At 75.0% G+C, this 16,255-nt stretch carries 13 protein-coding genes; 6 read left to right on the top strand and 7 right to left on the bottom strand.

Features of this window, described 5'->3' with window-relative positions; translation table 11 throughout:
• The first annotated feature begins 294 nt into the window (after positions 1-294).
• From ACI79K_RS06560 to ACI79K_RS06550, 3 genes are read left to right on the top strand one after another with little or no spacing between them, the layout of a single operon-like run.
• Positions 295-1,362: a 3-oxoacyl-ACP synthase III gene (locus ACI79K_RS06560; RefSeq protein WP_456587926.1), complete on the top strand. Its 1,068-nt coding sequence runs from the start codon at positions 295-297 to the stop codon at positions 1,360-1,362.
• Positions 1,359-3,968 (top strand): alpha/beta fold hydrolase, encoded by a 2,610-nt coding sequence (locus ACI79K_RS06555; protein WP_456587927.1) that lies wholly within the window; start codon positions 1,359-1,361, stop codon positions 3,966-3,968. The genes ACI79K_RS06560 and ACI79K_RS06555 overlap by 4 nt, the downstream gene beginning before the upstream one ends.
• The gene (locus tag ACI79K_RS06550) at positions 3,938-4,966 is read left to right on the top strand and encodes an NAD-dependent epimerase/dehydratase family protein (protein WP_456599283.1); all 1,029 of its coding nucleotides are present in this window, start codon (positions 3,938-3,940) and stop codon (positions 4,964-4,966) included. The genes ACI79K_RS06555 and ACI79K_RS06550 overlap by 31 nt, the downstream gene beginning before the upstream one ends.
• 18 nt (positions 4,967-4,984) lie before the next feature.
• On the opposite strand, the gene ACI79K_RS06545 is transcribed toward ACI79K_RS06550, so the two are convergent.
• From ACI79K_RS06545 to ACI79K_RS06535, 3 genes are all read right to left on the bottom strand, one after another.
• Complete coding sequence (locus ACI79K_RS06545) at positions 4,985-6,424, bottom strand: sodium/glutamate symporter (protein ID WP_456587929.1); 1,440 nt, start codon at positions 6,422-6,424, stop codon at positions 4,985-4,987.
• Positions 6,425-6,687: 263 nt separating this feature from the next.
• A complete protein-coding gene (locus ACI79K_RS06540) occupies positions 6,688-7,812 on the bottom strand; it encodes a sensor histidine kinase (RefSeq protein WP_456599282.1) in 1,125 nt (374 codons plus the stop codon).
• The gene (locus ACI79K_RS06535; RefSeq protein ID WP_456587931.1) at positions 7,805-8,500 is read right to left on the bottom strand and encodes a response regulator transcription factor; all 696 of its coding nucleotides are present in this window, start codon (positions 8,498-8,500) and stop codon (positions 7,805-7,807) included. The genes ACI79K_RS06540 and ACI79K_RS06535 overlap by 8 nt, the downstream gene beginning before the upstream one ends.
• Before the next feature lie 88 nt (positions 8,501-8,588).
• Here ACI79K_RS06535 and ACI79K_RS06530 point away from each other — a divergent pair, with 88 nt between their 5' ends.
• Together ACI79K_RS06530 and ACI79K_RS06525 are read left to right on the top strand one after the other, a co-directional pair.
• Positions 8,589-9,305 carry a M15 family metallopeptidase gene (locus tag ACI79K_RS06530; RefSeq protein ID WP_456599281.1) on the top strand — a complete coding sequence of 239 codons (717 nt, stop codon included), beginning with the start codon at positions 8,589-8,591 and terminating at the stop codon, positions 9,303-9,305.
• A 144-nt stretch (positions 9,306-9,449) separates the two neighbouring features.
• Positions 9,450-9,905 carry a hypothetical protein gene (locus tag ACI79K_RS06525; RefSeq protein WP_456599280.1) on the top strand — a complete coding sequence of 152 codons (456 nt, stop codon included), beginning with the start codon at positions 9,450-9,452 and terminating at the stop codon, positions 9,903-9,905.
• A gap of 63 nt (positions 9,906-9,968) precedes the next feature.
• Here the strand turns inward: ACI79K_RS06525 and ptsP are convergent, their stop codons facing one another.
• Genes ptsP through dhaK form a run of 3 tightly spaced genes read right to left on the bottom strand, consistent with a single transcriptional unit; the run spans position 9,969 to position 14,179 of the window.
• Complete coding sequence (gene ptsP, locus ACI79K_RS06520; RefSeq protein ID WP_456599279.1) at positions 9,969-12,491, bottom strand: phosphoenolpyruvate--protein phosphotransferase; 2,523 nt, start codon at positions 12,489-12,491, stop codon at positions 9,969-9,971.
• Positions 12,488-13,174, bottom strand: coding sequence for a dihydroxyacetone kinase subunit DhaL (gene dhaL / locus ACI79K_RS06515; RefSeq protein WP_456587935.1), 687 nt, complete (start codon positions 13,172-13,174; stop codon positions 12,488-12,490). The genes ptsP and dhaL overlap by 4 nt, the downstream gene beginning before the upstream one ends.
• 3 nt (positions 13,175-13,177) lie before the next feature.
• Entirely contained in the window at positions 13,178-14,179 is a 1,002-nt protein-coding gene (dhaK, locus tag ACI79K_RS06510; RefSeq protein WP_456587936.1) for a dihydroxyacetone kinase subunit DhaK, read from the bottom strand.
• A gap of 371 nt (positions 14,180-14,550) precedes the next feature.
• Here dhaK and ACI79K_RS06505 point away from each other — a divergent pair, with 371 nt between their 5' ends.
• Entirely contained in the window at positions 14,551-15,306 is a 756-nt protein-coding gene (locus ACI79K_RS06505; RefSeq protein ID WP_456587937.1) for an IclR family transcriptional regulator, read from the top strand.
• Positions 15,307-15,330: 24 nt separating this feature from the next.
• Here ACI79K_RS06505 and ACI79K_RS06500 read toward each other — a convergent pair whose 3' ends face one another.
• Positions 15,331-16,239, bottom strand: a complete 909-nt coding sequence (locus tag ACI79K_RS06500) for an NAD-dependent epimerase/dehydratase family protein (RefSeq protein ID WP_456587938.1) — start codon at positions 16,237-16,239, stop codon at positions 15,331-15,333.
• Positions 16,240-16,255 lie beyond the last annotated feature (16 nt).

Here is a 16,255-nt window from a genome sequence, read left to right as displayed (position 1 = left end):
CGGCATCCACCCACGACCGGAGGTCCTCGTGTCCCACGCCACCGACCGAGACGCGGCTGGGCGCTCGTCGACGTCGTCGGCCCGGACCGGCACGGCCACCTGCTGGCGGCCCTCGAGTCTCGTCGATCGGCCCCCCTCGTCCGCAGGCCGGCACGCCAGCCCACGAGCGAGCCCGGCGGTTGCGCCGGCGACCGCCCTCTCCCCCCGGCCCGGTCCGGCTGCGATGCTGGTGCCGACGGCCCGGCCGGTGTACCTGTCGCCCCGACGGGTAAGCGCGCCGGACGAGGGTGGCGCATGAGGACGGCGGCCGCCCGCCGCACCTCACGAGTGGACCTGATGAACGGCAACGCCACACACCGATTCAGCAACACCGCGATCCTCACCGTGCAGACGGTGGACGCGACCCAGATCGTCACGTCGGCCGAGTTCGACGAACGGCTGGGGGACACCTACCAGCGCGTCGGGCTGCGCCCCGGGCTGCTGCAGCGGCTCGCGGGCATCGAGGAGCGCCGCTGGTGGGCCGACGGGGTGTCGTTCGTCGACGGCGCCGCCACCGCGGGCGCCAAGGCGATCAGCGAGAGCGGGGTCGACCCGGCGCACATCGGCTTGATGGTCAACACGTCGGTCAGCCGCAAGCACCTCGAACCGTCGACGGCCGTCGCCGTGCACGACGCCCTCGGTCTGCCGAGCTCCTGCCAGAACTTCGACGTCACCAACGCCTGCCTGGGCTTCATCAACGGCATGGAGCTGGCCGCGGCGATGATCGACGTCGGGATGGTCGAGTACGCGCTCGTCGTCAACGGCGAGGACGCACGACCCGTGCAGGAGCGCACCATCGATCTGCTCAACCGGCCGGACACCGTGGCCAAGGACGTGATGGGCCACTTCGCGACCCTCACCCTCGGCTCCGGCGCCGTGGCCATGGTGCTCGGCCGGGCCGACCGGCACCCCGAGGGCCACCGGCTCGTCGGCTCGGTGAGCCGGGCCGGGACCGAGCACCACCAGCTGTGCACCGGCGACAACGACGGCATGCAGACCGACCTCAAGGGCCTCCTCGCCGCCGGCCTCGAACTCTCCGGTGAACTGTGGGCGGACGCGGCGGACGAGTTCGACTGGGCCCGGGGCATGGACCGCTACGTCATCCACCAGGTCTCCAAGGTGCACACCGGGGCCCTGTGCGACCGGTTCGGCATCGACCGGGCACGCGTGCCCACGACCTTCCCCACCCGCGGCAACCTGGGCCCCGCGTCGGTGCCGTTCACGCTGGCGGGGCAGTCCGACACCCTGGCCGACGGCGACCGCGTGCTGCTGATGGGGATCGGCTCGGGCCTGAACGCCTGCTGCCTGGAGATCGCCTGGTGACAGCCGGTGCGACGGTCCAGCTGCCGGGCCTGGACCCGTCCTGGTCGCGGTGGGTCGCCGTTCCCGGTGCGGACGGCGAGAAGCACCTGTGGCACGTGCTCGACAACGGTGTGCCCGACCCGGTCGGCACCCTGCTCTGCGTGCACGGCAACCCCACCTGGTCCTACCTCTGGCGCCGGATGGTCGCCGCCGCTCCGCCGGGGTGGCGAGTCGTGGCCCCCGACCAGCTGGGCATGGGCTGGTCCGAGCGGCCGGCCGCGCCGCGGACCCTGACCCAGCGGGTGGCCGATCTCGGGGACCTCACCGCCGCGCTGGGCGTCACCGGCCCGGTCGTCACGGTGGCCCACGACTGGGGCGGCATCATCTCCCTCGGCTGGGCGCTCGAGCACCGGCAGGACGTGCGCGGCGTGGTCCTCACCAACACCGCCGTCGCCATGCCGGAGGGCGACCTGGGGCCCGCGCTGATCCGGCTGGCGCACGCGCCGGGCCTGCGCGCCGCCGTCACCGTCGGCAGCTCGGTGTTCGTCCGCGGGGCGACGGCGCTGTCGTGGCCGCCGCTGCCCCGGGAGATCCGCCGGGCCTACGCGCAGCCCTACCCGACGGCCGCGCGGCGCCGGGCCGTGGGCGAGTTCGTCGCCGACATCCCCTTCCGCACGGGACACCCCTCCCGTGCGGCGCAGGAGGCGATCGCCGAGGGCATCCGGACCCTCGACGTCCCCGCGCTCCTCCTGTGGGGTCCTCGTGACCCGGTCTTCGGCGAGAAGTACCTGGCCGACCTGCGCGAGCGCCTGCCCCGGGCGGCGGTGCACCGCTACGAGGGCGCCTCCCACCTCCTCCCCGAGGACGCGCCCCAGTACGCCCAGGCGGTGGCCACCTGGGTGACCGACACCTTCGCCGCACCGGACACCGCGGCCGTGGGCAGCCGCGGCACGGCGGTGGAGCCGGCCCGGCCCTGGGCGGCCCTGGCCGCCCGCGCCGAGGACGACTCCCCGGCCGTCGTGGAGACCGGCGGGGACTCGGTCACCTGGGCGGAGCTGGCCCGCCGGGTCGCCGACCTCGCCGCCGGCCTGGCGGCGGCCGGTGTCCGTCCAGGAGATCGGGTGGCGCTCCTGCTGGAACCGTCGGCGGACCTGACGGCAGCGGTCTACGCCACCTGGCGCGCGGGCGCCGTCATCGTGGTCGCCGACAAGGGACTCGGCTTCCGGGGCATGCGCCGCGCGCTCCGGGGAGCGGCGCCGGACCACGTCCTGGGCGGCCCCGCCGGCCTGGCGGCCGCCAGGGCGATGGGGCTGGCCGGGACGCGCATCGTCGCGGGGCGGACGACGGCCCGGCTGCGCCGGGCCCTCGGCGCCGAGCGCGACCTGGCCTCGCTGGAGGCCCTCGGCCGGTCGTCGGCCGCGCCCGAGGAGGTCCCGGCGGACTCGGACTGCGCAGTCGTCTTCACCTCCGGGGCCACCGGCCCCGCCAAGGGCGTGGTCTACACGCAGCGCCAGGTCGGCGCCCAGCTGGAGCTGGTCAGGACCGCCTACCGCCTCACGCCGGGCGACTCGCTGGTGGCCGCGTTCGCTCCCTTCTCGATCCTCGGACCGGGGCTCGGGATCGCGTCGTCCGTGCCCGACATCGACGTCACGGAGCCCGGCACGCTGACCGCCGCGAAGCTGGCCGACGCGGCGGCCGCCGTGGACGCCACGGTGGTCTTCGCCGCACCGGCCGCCCTGCGCCGCGTCGCCGCCACCACCGAACAGCTCACCGCGGAGCAGCGCTCGGCGCTGAGCCGGGTCCGACTGCTCATGTCGGCCGGCGCGCCCGTGCCCACCCCGCTCCTGCACTCCCTCCGGGAGACGTTCCCGCGGGCCGAGGCGCACACGCCGTACGGCATGACCGAGGCGCTCCCGGTCACCGACGTCTCCCTGGACGACGTCGAGGCCGCCGGGCCGGGGAACGGCGTCTGCGTCGGCCGCCCGGTGCCCGGTGTCGAGATCCGCGTCAGCCCGCTCTCCCCGCTGGGCGCGGCCGACGGCCCGCTCACCGAGGCGCCCCACGTTCCCGGCGAGGTCTGCGTGCGCGCCCCCCACGTGAAGGACCGCTACGACGCGCTGTGGGCCACCGAGCGATCCGCCGCCCGCGATCCGGGATGGCACCGCACCGGGGACGTCGGGCACCTGGACGGCGCGGGACGGCTCTGGATCGAGGGCCGGCTGGCCCACGTGATCAGCACCGCGGAGGGGCCGCTGACCCCGGTCGGCCCGGAGCAGCGGATCGAGCGGCTGGACGCCGTCTCCGCCGCGGCGGTCGTCGGCGTCGGACCGGCAGGCGCGCAGGTGGCCGTCGCCGTCGTCGTGCCCAGCGCCGGCCCCGGGCGACGGCGCTCCCGCCTCCGGGTGGGAGCCGGTGCCGGGCGGCTGACCGTGGCACCGGTCGAGCTCGCCGACCGGGTCCGGGACGCGGCCGGGACGGACCTCGCCGCCGTGCTCGAGACGAAGGCGCTGCCGGTCGACATCCGGCACCAGTCGAAGGTCGACCGGGCGGCACTGGCGCGCCGGGCGACCCGGGTCCTCTCCGGCTCGCCGGTGCGATGGGCGACCCGGAGCGGCGGGACCTCGTGAAGGTGCTGGTCACCGGCGCGAGCGGGATGCTCGGCCGGGTCACGGCCCAGCGCCTGATCGCGCGGGGCGACGAGGTGACGGTCTTCCAGCGCCGTCCCTCGGGCCTGCCCTGCGCCGAGGTGCTCGGGGACATCGCCGACCCCTCCGTGGTGGCACGGGCGGCCGCGGGGCAGGACGCCGTCGTCCACCTCGCCGCGAAGGTGGACGTGACCGGGACGTGGGAGGAGTACGCCCGGGCCAACGTCGAGGGCACGCGGAACGTCGTCGCCTCCTGCTCCGCCGCGGGCGTCCAGCGGCTGGTGCACGTCTCCTCCCCCTCGGTCTCGCACGCCGGGGCACCCCTGTTCGGGGCCGGGGCAGGGCCGGCCGACCCGGCCCGGGCGCGTGGCGCCTACTCGAGGTCCAAGGCGCTGGCCGAGCAGGTTGCGCTCGGCGCGGACTCGGCTGCCCTCGCGGTGCTGGTCCTCCGCCCGCACCTCGTGTGGGGCCCGGGCGACGAGCAGCTCGTGGCGCGGATCGTCGCCCGGGCCGGCAGCGGCCGCCTCCCGCTCATCGGTTCCGGCGCGGCCTTGATCGACACCACGTACGTCGACAACGCCGCTGCCGCCCTCGTGGCAGGGGTCGACGCGTGCGGGCCCGTCCACGGGGAGGCGCTGGTGGTCTCCAACGGTGAGCCCCGCACGGTGGCCGAGATCCTGCGACGGCTGTGCTCGGCGGCCGGCGTGCCCGGACCCCGGGGTCGGGTGCCGGCGCACGCCGCCTGGCTGGCCGGCGCCGTGGTGGAGAGGACCTGGTCAGCGCTCGGCCGCCGGTCGACCCCTCCCCTGACCCGGTTCCTCACCGAGCAGCTGACGACGGCGCACTGGTTCGACCAGCGGCGGACCCGGACCGCGCTCGGCTGGCGGCCGGAGGTCGGCCTCGACGAGGGCTTCGCCCGGCTGGCCGCCTGGTACGGCGATCGGCACACGGCTCCGGACGACGCGGTCCTCCCCGCCTGACGCCGGACGCTCCGGCCGTCAACCGTCCGGGGAACGCGCCTCCTCCTGGGCCGGGGTCCGCCGTCCGAACCACAGGATGCCCGTCCCCAGCGACAGGACCAGCAGGACCGACATGGCGATCAGCAGCGGCACCGGCCCGAACTGGGCGATCAGCGGGAGCGACGCCGCGGTGACCAGTCCGCCGCCGAAGAAGGGCTCGAAGGCCAGCTGCTTGTAACCGAAGGCCTCCATCGCCGGGGTGGCGGCGTTGGGGTCGGCGACCCGGATCAGGATCAGGCCGGTGGCCGTGACGCCGAGGGACTGCCCCAGGTCGCCGATACCGCGCTCGAACCAGAAGCGCGGGATCATCCGGCGCGCCAGGAAGACGAAGGCGCCCACGTTCCACGAGAGGCCGGCGACGGCGAGGAGGAGGAACGTCACCCAGTTGTCCGCGATCGCCTGGATGGACAGCGTGGCGAGGGCGCTGATGATCAGCAGGTCGAGGGCGATCCCCTGGATGCGCAGCATCATCCGCCGGTCGACGATGCCGGTCCGGTCGAACCGGTCGACGAACTTCTGCACCAGCACCCCGCCGATCATCGCCAGCGGGAACAGCGGCACGAACTCGAAGAGCTCGACGGTGTCGGCCCACAGCGCCGCCTCGAGGGCCTGGAGCGCCTCGAGCAGGCCGAGGCCGATGAGGATCGCCACGGCGACGATCGCGAAGTGGATGGCCAGCGGCTCGACCGAGGCGGTGCGCACCGTCATCAGCGCGGCGGGCGGCTGCTCCTCCCGCTCGTAGAGCCCGCGCTGCTCGGCCAGCGACGTCTTCGCGTCGTCCTCCAGCACCTGGGCGCGGCCGGTGTGCACCCCCCAGTTGATCAGCGCGATGCCGACGACGACGCCGGAGACGACGCCCACCGTGGCCAGGCCCAGCGCCAGGTCCTGCGCCTCCGGGAAGCCCAGGTCGGCGAAGGTGGTGCCCAGGCCTGCGGCCGTGCCGTGGCCGCCCTCGAACCCCACCTCGATGAGCGCGCCGACCATGGGGTCCTGGCCGAGGAACGGCACGAGCAGCAGGACGGCCAGCAGCAACCCGATCACGTACTGGCCCGACGCCATGGTGACGCCGAGGGCCAGCTGCGGCCCGGCGAGCTCGGCGGCCTCCTTCACCTTGGGGATCCGCTCGCCGAGGAACAGGGTCGCGAAGACGACCGAGATCAGCAGGCCCGGCAGCGACGCCCAGACCTCGAGGAACTCGGCCGGCCACAGTCCGCCGCTCAGCGGCGCGTCCTCCCCGCCGATCGCCTCGGCCACCGAGCCGACCACCTCGGGGCCGATGAGCAGGGCGAGGAACCCGCCGATGATCGAGCTGGGGAGGAAGAGCTTCTGGGCGATGCGTGACCGGATCCGGACGAGTTTGGCGACCAGGAGCAGGACGCCCAGCACCAGCAGGCTGAGTCCGATGACGTCAGGGGACACGCTGCCTCCGTCAGGTCAGGCCGTCCCGGGGACCGGTCGCGCCGGCCGGTCCCCGCCGGGTGCCGTCCACCATGGCGGCTCCGGTATCCGGCGACAACCGGTTCCGGCGCACCGGCTGCGGCCTGTGCCCGGGCGTCGTCGAGGATCAGGTCGACGTCGATCGCCGCGGCGGCGGCCGTCCGCTGGGCCGCCGCGGCCACGACCGGCGCCGTGACGTGGGCAGTCGGTCACGAGGCGGTTCGGCCACCGCGCGACCCATGCCCTCAGGGTGGTGGGACGTCTCCCTGTTCGCGGGCCGCAGGCAGCTCCGCCGCGACGCGGAGACCGCCGGCCGGGCGCGCGACGATGGTCAGCGTTCCGCCGTGCGCGCGCACGATGCCCTGGACGATCGCCAGGCCGAGACCCACGCCCGCGTGGTCGGAGCGGATGCGCTCGGTGCCGCGCCGGAACGGCTCGGAGAGCGTCGAGACCAGCTCCGGATCGATCTCCTCGCCGGTGTTCTCCACGGTGAGCACCGCCGTCCCGGAGCGGGCGCCGGTGGTGATCCGCACCGTGCCCCGCTCGGGGAGGTTGTGGACCACGGCGTTGTGCAGGAGGTTCGTCGCCATCTGCAGCAGGAGCGACGGTGATCCGACCGTGGGGGCGGCATCCGCGGAGGTCTCGATCGTGACGCCGTGCTTGTCCGCGAGCGGCAGGAGCGTCTCGGTGGCTTCCTCGGCCACGAGCGAGAGGTCGACGCGTTCCCGGGGGAAGGATCCCCCCTCGGTGCGGCTGAGCAGCAGGAGTGCGTCCGTGAGGTCGATCGCCCGGGCGTTGACGTCGTGGAGGCGGTCGACGAGCTCGGCCGGGTCGCGGTCCGGGTCCTTGCGGGCGACCTCCAGCAGGGTCTGCGTGATGGCCAGCGGGGTGCGCAGCTCGTGAGAGGCGTTGGCCGCGAACCTCTGCTGTTCGGCGACGTGCGCCTCGAGCCGCGCGAGCATCCCGTCGAAGGCGTCGGCGAGCTCCCGGAACTCGTCCTGACGGCCCGGCAGCCGGATGCGGTGGGAAAGCGACCCGGTCGCCGCCATGCGGGTGGCCTCCGTGATGCGGCGCAGCGGGGCGAGCATCCGGCCGGCGAGGAACCACCCTCCCGCGAGACCCAGCACGAGCAGGAACGCCAGCGCAGCGGCCGCGCGCGGGACGAAAGCGCGCACGAGGTCCGACCGGTTCGGGACGAAGAGCCCCGGTTGGCGTCCCGGCCGGCCGGAGGTGACGAGCACGCCGTCGGGCACGTAGCGCAGCAGGAACACCCACACGACCGCCAGGAGCAGCGCCCCCGCGAGCACGAGGAAGCCGGCATAGCTGAGAGTGAGCTTGAGGCGGGCACTCGGACCGGGGGCCCTAGCCATGGTCCCCTCCCCCGGGTGCCGTGCCCGGTGCTGTGTCGATCCGGTACCCGACGCCCGGAACGGTGGCGATGAGCCACGGTTCGCCGAGGCGCTTGCGCAACGCCGAGACGGTGATCCGGACAGCGTTGGTGAAGGGGTCCGCGTTCTCGTCCCACGCGCGCTCCAGCAGCTCCTCGGCGCTGACGACGCCCCCTTCGGCGGCGACGAGGACCTCGAGCACGGCGAACTGCTTCCTGGTCAGCGCGACGTACCGGCCGTCCCGGTAGACCTCGCGCCGGAACGGGTCCAGCCGCAGACCCGCGATCTCCCGCACGGGCGGCCGGTTGTGCGCTCGCCGGCGGTCGAGCGCTCGGAGCCGCAGGACCAGCTCCTTGAGCTGGAACGGCTTGGTGAGGTAGTCGTCGGCGCCGAGCTCGAACCCGGACGCCTTGTCGTCGAGCCGGTCGGCAGCGGTGAGCATCAGGATCGGCATGCCGCTGCCCGACGCGACGATGTGCGCGGCGATCTCGTCACCGGACGGCCCGGGGATGTCGCGGTCGAGGACCGCGATGTCGTAGGCGTTCACGCCCAGCAGTTCGAGCGCGGTCTCGCCGTCCCCGGCGACGTCGGACGCGATCGCTTCCAGACGCAGCCCATCGCGGATGGCTCCTGCCAGCAACGGTTCGTCCTCGACGATCAGCACGCGCACGCTGCCGAGGCTAGAGAACGAGCACGTATCGCCGGCATATCGAGAAACGCGTACGTGGTGGCAACGGAACCCTGCCTTGACTGCAGGCATGTCCCACAGCGACCACGCACGAACGAGAGCCGGCCGGGCCCGATCGACCATCGCAGTCGTCCTGGTACTGCCCATCGCCGCGATCGTCGGAGGGATCCTCGGGTACCAGGGGGTGGCAGCCCCGTCCTCGTCGGCAGCACCCGTCGTCCGGACGGACGGGGAGGAGCGAGCAGTCCCCGACGACGACGTCCGGAGCGGTTCGCCGTCCCCCGACCTGCGTCACAACCCGGATGCGCCCGACCGTCCCCGGCCGCTCGGCGTGACGGTCGACGACGGCGTCGTGCCCGACGGTGTGACGGTCTTCGACGGCGAGTTCCCGGCCGTGGCCAACCTCGATGCCGATCTCCTCGGCGCCCTCCGCAGGGCAGCGGCGGCTGCCGCGGGTGACGGGGTCGGGTTCACCGTCACCAGCGGCTGGCGTTCCCCTGCGTACCAGGAGCAGCTGCTCCGCGAGGCCGTCACCGAGTACGGCTCGGAGGAGGAGGCTGCCCGATGGGTGGCCACGGCGGAGACCTCCGCCCACGTGTCCGGGGACGCGGTCGACGTCGGCCCCTCCGAGGCACGGGCGTGGCTGGCCGAGCACGGGGCGCGGTACGGGCTGTGCCAGACCTACCGCAACGAGCCCTGGCACTACGAGCTGCGCCCCCGGGCCGTCGACGACGGCTGCCCCAGGCCGTACGCCGACCCCACCCACGATCCGCGGATGCAGCAGTGACCGGGGCTCCGCCCGGCTCGGTGACGAGCGCCGACGTCGAGCCGCGGTCGCCGCGCCGGCGGGAAGTCGTCCCTGCCGCTGGTGCTGTCGGCAGCTGCGCCCAACTGCGTTGTTGCGGCCGCTCGCGCGCGAGAGGATGGCCGGGTGAACACGCGGTCCACCTCATCCCGAGCCCTTGCCGCCCTGGTCGGCGGGGCGGCAACCGCCCTGTACTACGCCACGCCGGACTTCATCCCCTCGCGCACGACCCGCGGCTGGGCGAAGGCCGGGCTCACGGCCGTCGCCTTCGCGGCGTCGGTCCCCGACCTGCGGGCGACGCGGCGCACCGCCCCCGCTGGGCAGGAGCCCGACGGCGCGGTCGCCCCGGCGCAGGCACTCCGTTCGCTGCCCGCCCGCAGCAAGGCCGTCATCGCCGGGTCCGTGGCGGCCGCACTCGCCGCGGGGGTCGGCGCGCAGCTGACCGCGGAGCGGTGGATCTTCCGCCGCGGCGAGGCACGGGCGGCGGCCGGGAAGCGACTGCCGCACACCGGCCCGGCCGTGGTGTACGGGGCGCTGTCGAGCGTGCTCTGGTTGTTCCCGTCGCCACCGGACACGCCCTGACGGACGAGCCGTAGTCGACGGGACGACCCCGCGAGCGACGCGCTGCCGGCCCGGGATCCACCCTCACGTGGAACGGACGTACGGCGCCACCGCTCCGGCCGGTCGCAGGGCCTGCGCGCGGTCGGCGAGCAGCTGACGGACCTCCTCGACGGTCCCCGCCTCGAGGCACTCCTTCGCCAGCTCGTCGCACGCGCGCAGGGCCAGTGCCCGCACCGCCGCCTTCACGCGCGGCACGGCGGCGCCCGCGACGCTGAGTTCCGTCACACCCAGGCCGAGCAGCAGGGGGACGGCCAGCGGATCAGCTGCCATCTCGCCGCACACAGCGACGGGAGCCCGACCGGCCGCCCGGCTGCCCACCTCGCCGATGAGGCGCAGAACGGCCGGGTGGAGCGGATCGGCCAGCGGCGCCACGGCCGGGTTCCCGCGTTCGACGGCGAGCGCGTACTGCGTGAGGTCGTTCGTCCCGATGCTGACGAAGTCCAGGTACGGCAGGAACGCCTCGACGGTCAGCGCCGCCGCCGGCACCTCCACCATGATCCCGATCCGCAGGGAGCTCGGCAGCCCCTCCGGGCCGGCCGCCCGGTCGAGCAGCTGCCGTGCCGCTATCAGCTCGTCGACGGCCGTCACCATGGGGAACAGGACGTTGACCGGCGCATGGCGCGCGACCTCGCAGATCGCGGTCAACTGCTCGACGAACAGCTCCGGCCGCGCGAGCGAGAGGCGCAGGCCCCGCAGGCCGAGATAGGGGTTCGCCTCGGAGGGCTGCCGGAGGTAGCGCAGCGGCTTGTCGCCGCCGACGTCGAGGGTCCGGATCGTGATGGGATGGCCGTCGAACGCCTCCGCCATCGCGCGGTACTCCCGCTCCTGCTCCGCCACGGACGGCGGGCGGTCCCGATCGACGAAGACCAGCTCGGTCCGGACCAGGCCGGCGCCGTCGGCTCCGGTCGCCGCCGCGGCACGGGCGTCGGCGACGGACGCGAGGTTGGCCGCCACCTCCACCCGGACCCCGTCCGCGGTGATCGCCGGACGGGTCGCCTCGGCCGCCGAACGCTCCGCCTGCTCGGCGAGATGGGCCGCCTCGCGCCGGTACTCCTCGAGGGCCTCGGGGGCCGGATCCACGACCACCCGCCCGGCCGCACCGTCGACGACGACCACCGTGCCCTCGGCCACGTCGAGGACCGCCCGCCCGGCGGCGACGACCGCGGGGATGCCCAACGAGCGCAGCAGGATGCTCGCGTGCGAGGTGGCGCTCCCACCGGCGAGGACGACGCCGCGCACGGTGCGCGGGTCGAGCGCCGCCGCCTGCGCCGGGGTCAGGTCCCGGTCGAGCAGGACGCCGTCCACCGCGACCGGCACCGCCGCGGTGGCACCGCCCAGCGTGCGCAGCACCTGCTCCCCCACCGCCCGGACGTCCGCTGCGCGACCACGCAGGTAGGGGTCGGGCAGCGCGAGCCAGCTTCGCTCCACCGTCTCGACCGCCGCCTCCCAGGCGGCCGGCGCGGAGGTGCCGGCGTCGATCCGCGACCGCGCCTCCCCCAGCAGCTCCGCGTCGTCGAGCAGCAGCAGGTGGGCCTCGAAGATCCCGGCCGCCGCCGCTCCGGCGCCCTGCAGCGCGCCGTCGCGGAGCCGCTCGACCTCCCGGCGGACGTCGGCCACGGCCTCGGTCAGCCGTCGCCACTCGGCGGCGGGGGGACCGGCTGGTCGGTCGGTGGGCGGCGGCGACCACGTGGGCAGCCGGCGGGCGGGGCCGATCCCGATCCCCGGGCCCGCGGGCAACGGTGTTCCCGGCGCGGGCGGCGCGTCACCGGACGGGGCGGCCTCGCCTGCGTCGTCCACCTCGTCGAAGCGGCGTGCGGCCAGCGCCAGCAGGCGGTCCACCGCGGCGCGCGCCTGCCGTCCGGTCGCCGCCACCTCGACGACGTGCCCCTGGAGCGCACCCAGCGTCGCCACGCGGCTGAGGCTGGCCGCCGGGACCACCGCTCCGCCCGCCGTGAGGTTGCGCAGCGTCACCGCGGCGTCCAGCCGGCGCACCTCCGCGACCAGCCGGGCCGCGGGCCGGGCGTGGAGCCCGTGAAGGTTCTCGACGGTGAAGGTGGCGGTGACACCGGTCCCGTCCTCCCCGCAGGCCGGGCCTCCGGGTTCGTCGTCGGCACCCAGGTGCCCGGTCTTCGCCAGGAGCGCCGCCCGGGCCTCGGCGGCGACCTCCTGCCGGGATGCGCCACCGGCAGCCGCGACCGCCGCGACCACGAGCCCCTCGACCAGCGGTGCCGGGCAGAGCGTCACGCGGTCCCGGACGACGTCGTCGTCCAGCAGCTCCAGCGCCATCTCCGCGCTGAGCACCGCGCTGCCGAGGTCCATGAGGACCACCACGCCGGCGTCGCCGTCGACGCGCTGGATGGCTGCGGCGATCTGGACGGCGTCCGTGCCGAAGGTCGTGTCGCCGAGCCCGGCCGCGACCGCGATGCGGGGCTCGGCGCCGTGCACCATCTCCGTCGCCAGCGCGACGGCGGCCGTGGCCAGGGCCCGGCTGTGCGAGACGACCACGATCCCGACGCCCTGCGCTCCCCCACCGCTGGACGCCGTCATCCGGAGGGCGTCCCGTCGGCCGGCCCGGCCGCCACCGGATTCTGGACGCCACCCAGGGCCGTCGCCGCCGCGGCGACGAGCAGCGCCGCACTGGTCGCGCCGGGGTCCTGGTGCCCGGCGCTCCGCTCGCCGAGATAGCTGGCCCGGCCCTTGCGGGCCGGCATCGGGATCGTCGCGTCCCGCCCCACGGCCGCAGCCGCCGACGCCCGCTGCAACGCGGTGCCCCACGGCTGGCCGTCGGCCAGCGCCGCCTCCAGTGCGTCGACCGCCGGGGCCAGGGCGTCGAACATGGTCTTGTCCTGCGCCTCCGCCTTGCCACGGGCCACCACCCCCTCGAGCCCCGCGCGCAGCCCGGCGGCGAAACCGTCGGGGTCCACCGGTTCGGCGTCGCCGACGGCTCCGCCGAACCGGAGGAAGAAGGTTCCGTAGAGCGGGCCGCTCGCCCCGCCGACGGTCGACACCAGCGTCATGCCGACCTTCATGAACAGGGCGCCCGGCGTGGTGGCCGCGCCCTCGTCGAGCGCAGTCACCACCGCGGTCATCCCGCGGTGCATGTTGGCGCCGTGGTCGGCGTCGCCGATCGCCGCGTCGAGCTCCGTGAGCAGGTCCTTGTTCTCGTCGACGAGCCGGGCGAAGGCCCGGACCCAGTCCGCCAGGTCGCCCGTCGTCATGCCGTCAGCCATCGGTCAGACCCCCCACCGCAGCGCCGGCGTCCGCACGGGCGCGTCCCACAGCGAGAGCAGGTCGTCGTCGACGCGCAGCAACGTGACCGACGTGCCGGCCATGTCGAGGGAGGTGATGAAGTTGCCGACCAGCGAGCGGGCGATCTGCACGCCGCGCCCGGAGAGGATCCGGTTCACCTCGTTGACCATGACGTAGAGCTCGATCAGCGGCGTCCCACCGAGGCCGTTGACGAAGCAGAGGACGCCGTCGCCGGAGCGGAACGGCAGGTCGTCGAGGACCGGCTCGACCAGCATGGCGGCGATCTCCCGTGCCGACGCCAGCGGGATGCGCTCGCGGCCCGGCTCGCCGTGGATGCCCACGCCGAGCTCCATCTCGTCGGGCCCCAGGTCGAACGACGGGTGCCCGACCGCCGGCAACGTGCAGCTGGTGAGCGCGAGGCCCATGCTGCGGCCGTTGGCGTTCACCGTCCGGGCCACGTCGGCGACCTCGTCCAGCGAGCGGCCCTGCTCGGCGGCGGCACCCGCGATCTTCTCCAGCAGGACGGTGACGCCGACCCCCCGCCGCCCCGCCGTCCACGTGCTGTCCTGGACGGCGACGTCGTCGTCGGTGACCACCGGGACCACCCGCGCCCCGGTCTCGGCCTCGGCCAGCTCCGCGGCCATCTCGAAGTTCATGACGTCGCCGGTGTAGTTCTTGACGACGTGCAGGACTCCTGCGCCGCCGTCGACCAGCTTCGTGGCCGCGAGCACCTGGTCGGGCACCGGAGACGTGAAGATCTCGCCGGCGCAGGCGGCGTCGAGCATGCCCAGCCCCACGAATCCGCCGTGCAGCGGCTCGTGGCCGGAGCCGCCGCCGGAGACGATGCCGACCTTGCCCGGCTTCGGCAGGTCGCCGCGGTGGATCACCTTGTTCGCGTGGTCGACCCGCAGGTCGGGGTGTGCGGCCTCGAAGCCCCGCAGGGCTTCCGAGACGACGTCCGCTGGGTCGTTGACGAGCTTCTTCATGACCTCGGTTCTCCTGGTGGCGTAGGGATCAGGAGGCCGTCGCGGGTGCGCGGGCCTCGTCGGGGGCGCCCACGTCGACGCCGGGCACGGCGGCGCGCCACGGCGGGCGTCCGCGCGATGACGGTGCAGGCGAGTGCGGGGCCCACCACGCCGTCGACCGTCGCCGCCGTGCGGTGGTCCACACGGACCACGGTGGCCTCGCCGGAGAACCCGACGACCGGACGCCGGGGCAGGGCCGTCTCGTCGAGCACGGGGCCTCCGCTTCACCGAAGACCATTCGACATCGTCGAATGTGTGACGTAGATTACTAGAGCGCGCCGGTGCTCGACAAGGCACGGCCGCGCACCGGGACGAGCGGGAGGGGCGGGCCGGTGATTCAGTCCGTCGACCGGGCGGTCCGGGTGCTGACGGCCCTGCAGGGCTCCCGCCGGATGGCCCTGTCCGAGCTGGCCGCCAGGCTCGAGCTGCCCCCGTCGACCGTGCACGGGCTGGTGCGCACCCTCGTCTCCCACGGGCTGGTGGTGCAGGAACGCGGGTCGGGCCGCTACCAGCTGGGCCCCGCCGTCCTGCGCCTGGGCAACGTCTACCTCGACACCATCGAGCTGCGCTCCCGCGCGATCCCGTGGGCCGAGGAGGTGGCCCGCCGGACCGGGTTCGCGGTGCGGACCGCCGTCCTGCTGCTCGACGACGTCGTGATCATTCACCACGAGCCGCGCCCCGACGGCAGCCGGCAGATGCCGGAGGTGGGGATCGTAATCCCCGCCCACGCCTGCGCCCTGGGCAAGGCGATCCTCGCCTTCTCCGGAGCGGCCGGACGGGGTGTGCTCCAGGAGCCGCTGAAGAGCATGACGGGCGAGACCCTCACCTCCGTGACGGAGCTCCGGGCCGAGCTGGAGGAGGCGCGCTCCACCGCTGTCGCCCTGGAGCAGGAGGAGGCTCTCCTCGGCGAGTGCGGGCTCGCCGCGCCGGTCTTCGATGCGCACGCCGATGTCGCCGGCGCCATCGGCGTCGTCGTCCCGTCGGCCGCCTGGCCGGTGGACGACTCCGTCCTAGGGGCGGTCCGGGAGGCGGCGCGGGCCGTCTCCCGGGAACTCGGCGCGCCGGGGTGGCCCGTGCACGGCGTCTAACTCCTCACCGGTCCACCGGGCGCCTCACGAACGTGAGGTCAGGCCCTGCCGCAGCTCGCCCAGCGCCTGCGCGAGGCTGACGCGGGGCTGCCAGCCCCACCCGCGCGCGCGGTCGGTGCGCAGCCGGCCGGTCCAGACCGGCTCGTCGGTCCACTCGGGCTCGACGCCCAGCGCATCGGTCACCGTGCCGAGGTAATCCCGCCAGGTCGCGGACTCGCCCGCGACGATGACCGGGGTCGTACCGCCGGCGACCGGGCCCCGTTCCGCGTCGTCGGCGGTCGCGACGGCGCCCGTGGCGACGTCCGCGATCAGGGCCGCCAGGTCCTCGACGTGCACCCAGGCCCAGGTCTGCGCCGGGTTCGCCCGGCGGCTCCCGTCGCGGATCGCCCGCGGCCGCAGCGTGTTCCACACCGACGTCTCGCCGGCCCCCAGGATGGCCGGCGGGCGGACCAGCACGGTGGTGAGCCCGCTGATCTGCGCAAGCGCGGCGTCGGCGGCGTTCTTGGTGTCGGGGTAGTCGCCGCTCCCCTCGGGCAGGAGGGCGCCGTCCTCGGCCACGTCCCCGACGCCGGCCGAGCGGTCGTAGACCCCGGCCGTGGACACGTGGACGAGCCGGGCGACGCCGGCATCGCGGGCGGCCCGGGCGAAGGCCGACGTGCCCTCGACGCCCACCCGGTGCTGCACCTCCCGGGGCGAACCCATCGGGTGGACGGTCGTGACGACCGCGTCGACGCCCCGGGTCACCGTGCCGGCGAAGCCCTCGTCGGCGAAGTCACCGACGTGCTCGACGACCCCGTCGAGCGCGGGCGCACTGCCGGCGCGCCGGACGACGGCGCGCACCTGCGCCGAGCGCTCGAGCAGCGCGCGGCACACCGCGGTGCCCACCAACCCGTTCGCACCGGTCACCACGACGGCGGGAGAGGTATCGGCCATGCCGTCCACCCTGCCA

Source organism: Blastococcus sp. SYSU DS0616 (genome assembly GCF_054051015.1).
This window is presented reverse-complemented; position numbering and strand designations above follow the sequence as displayed.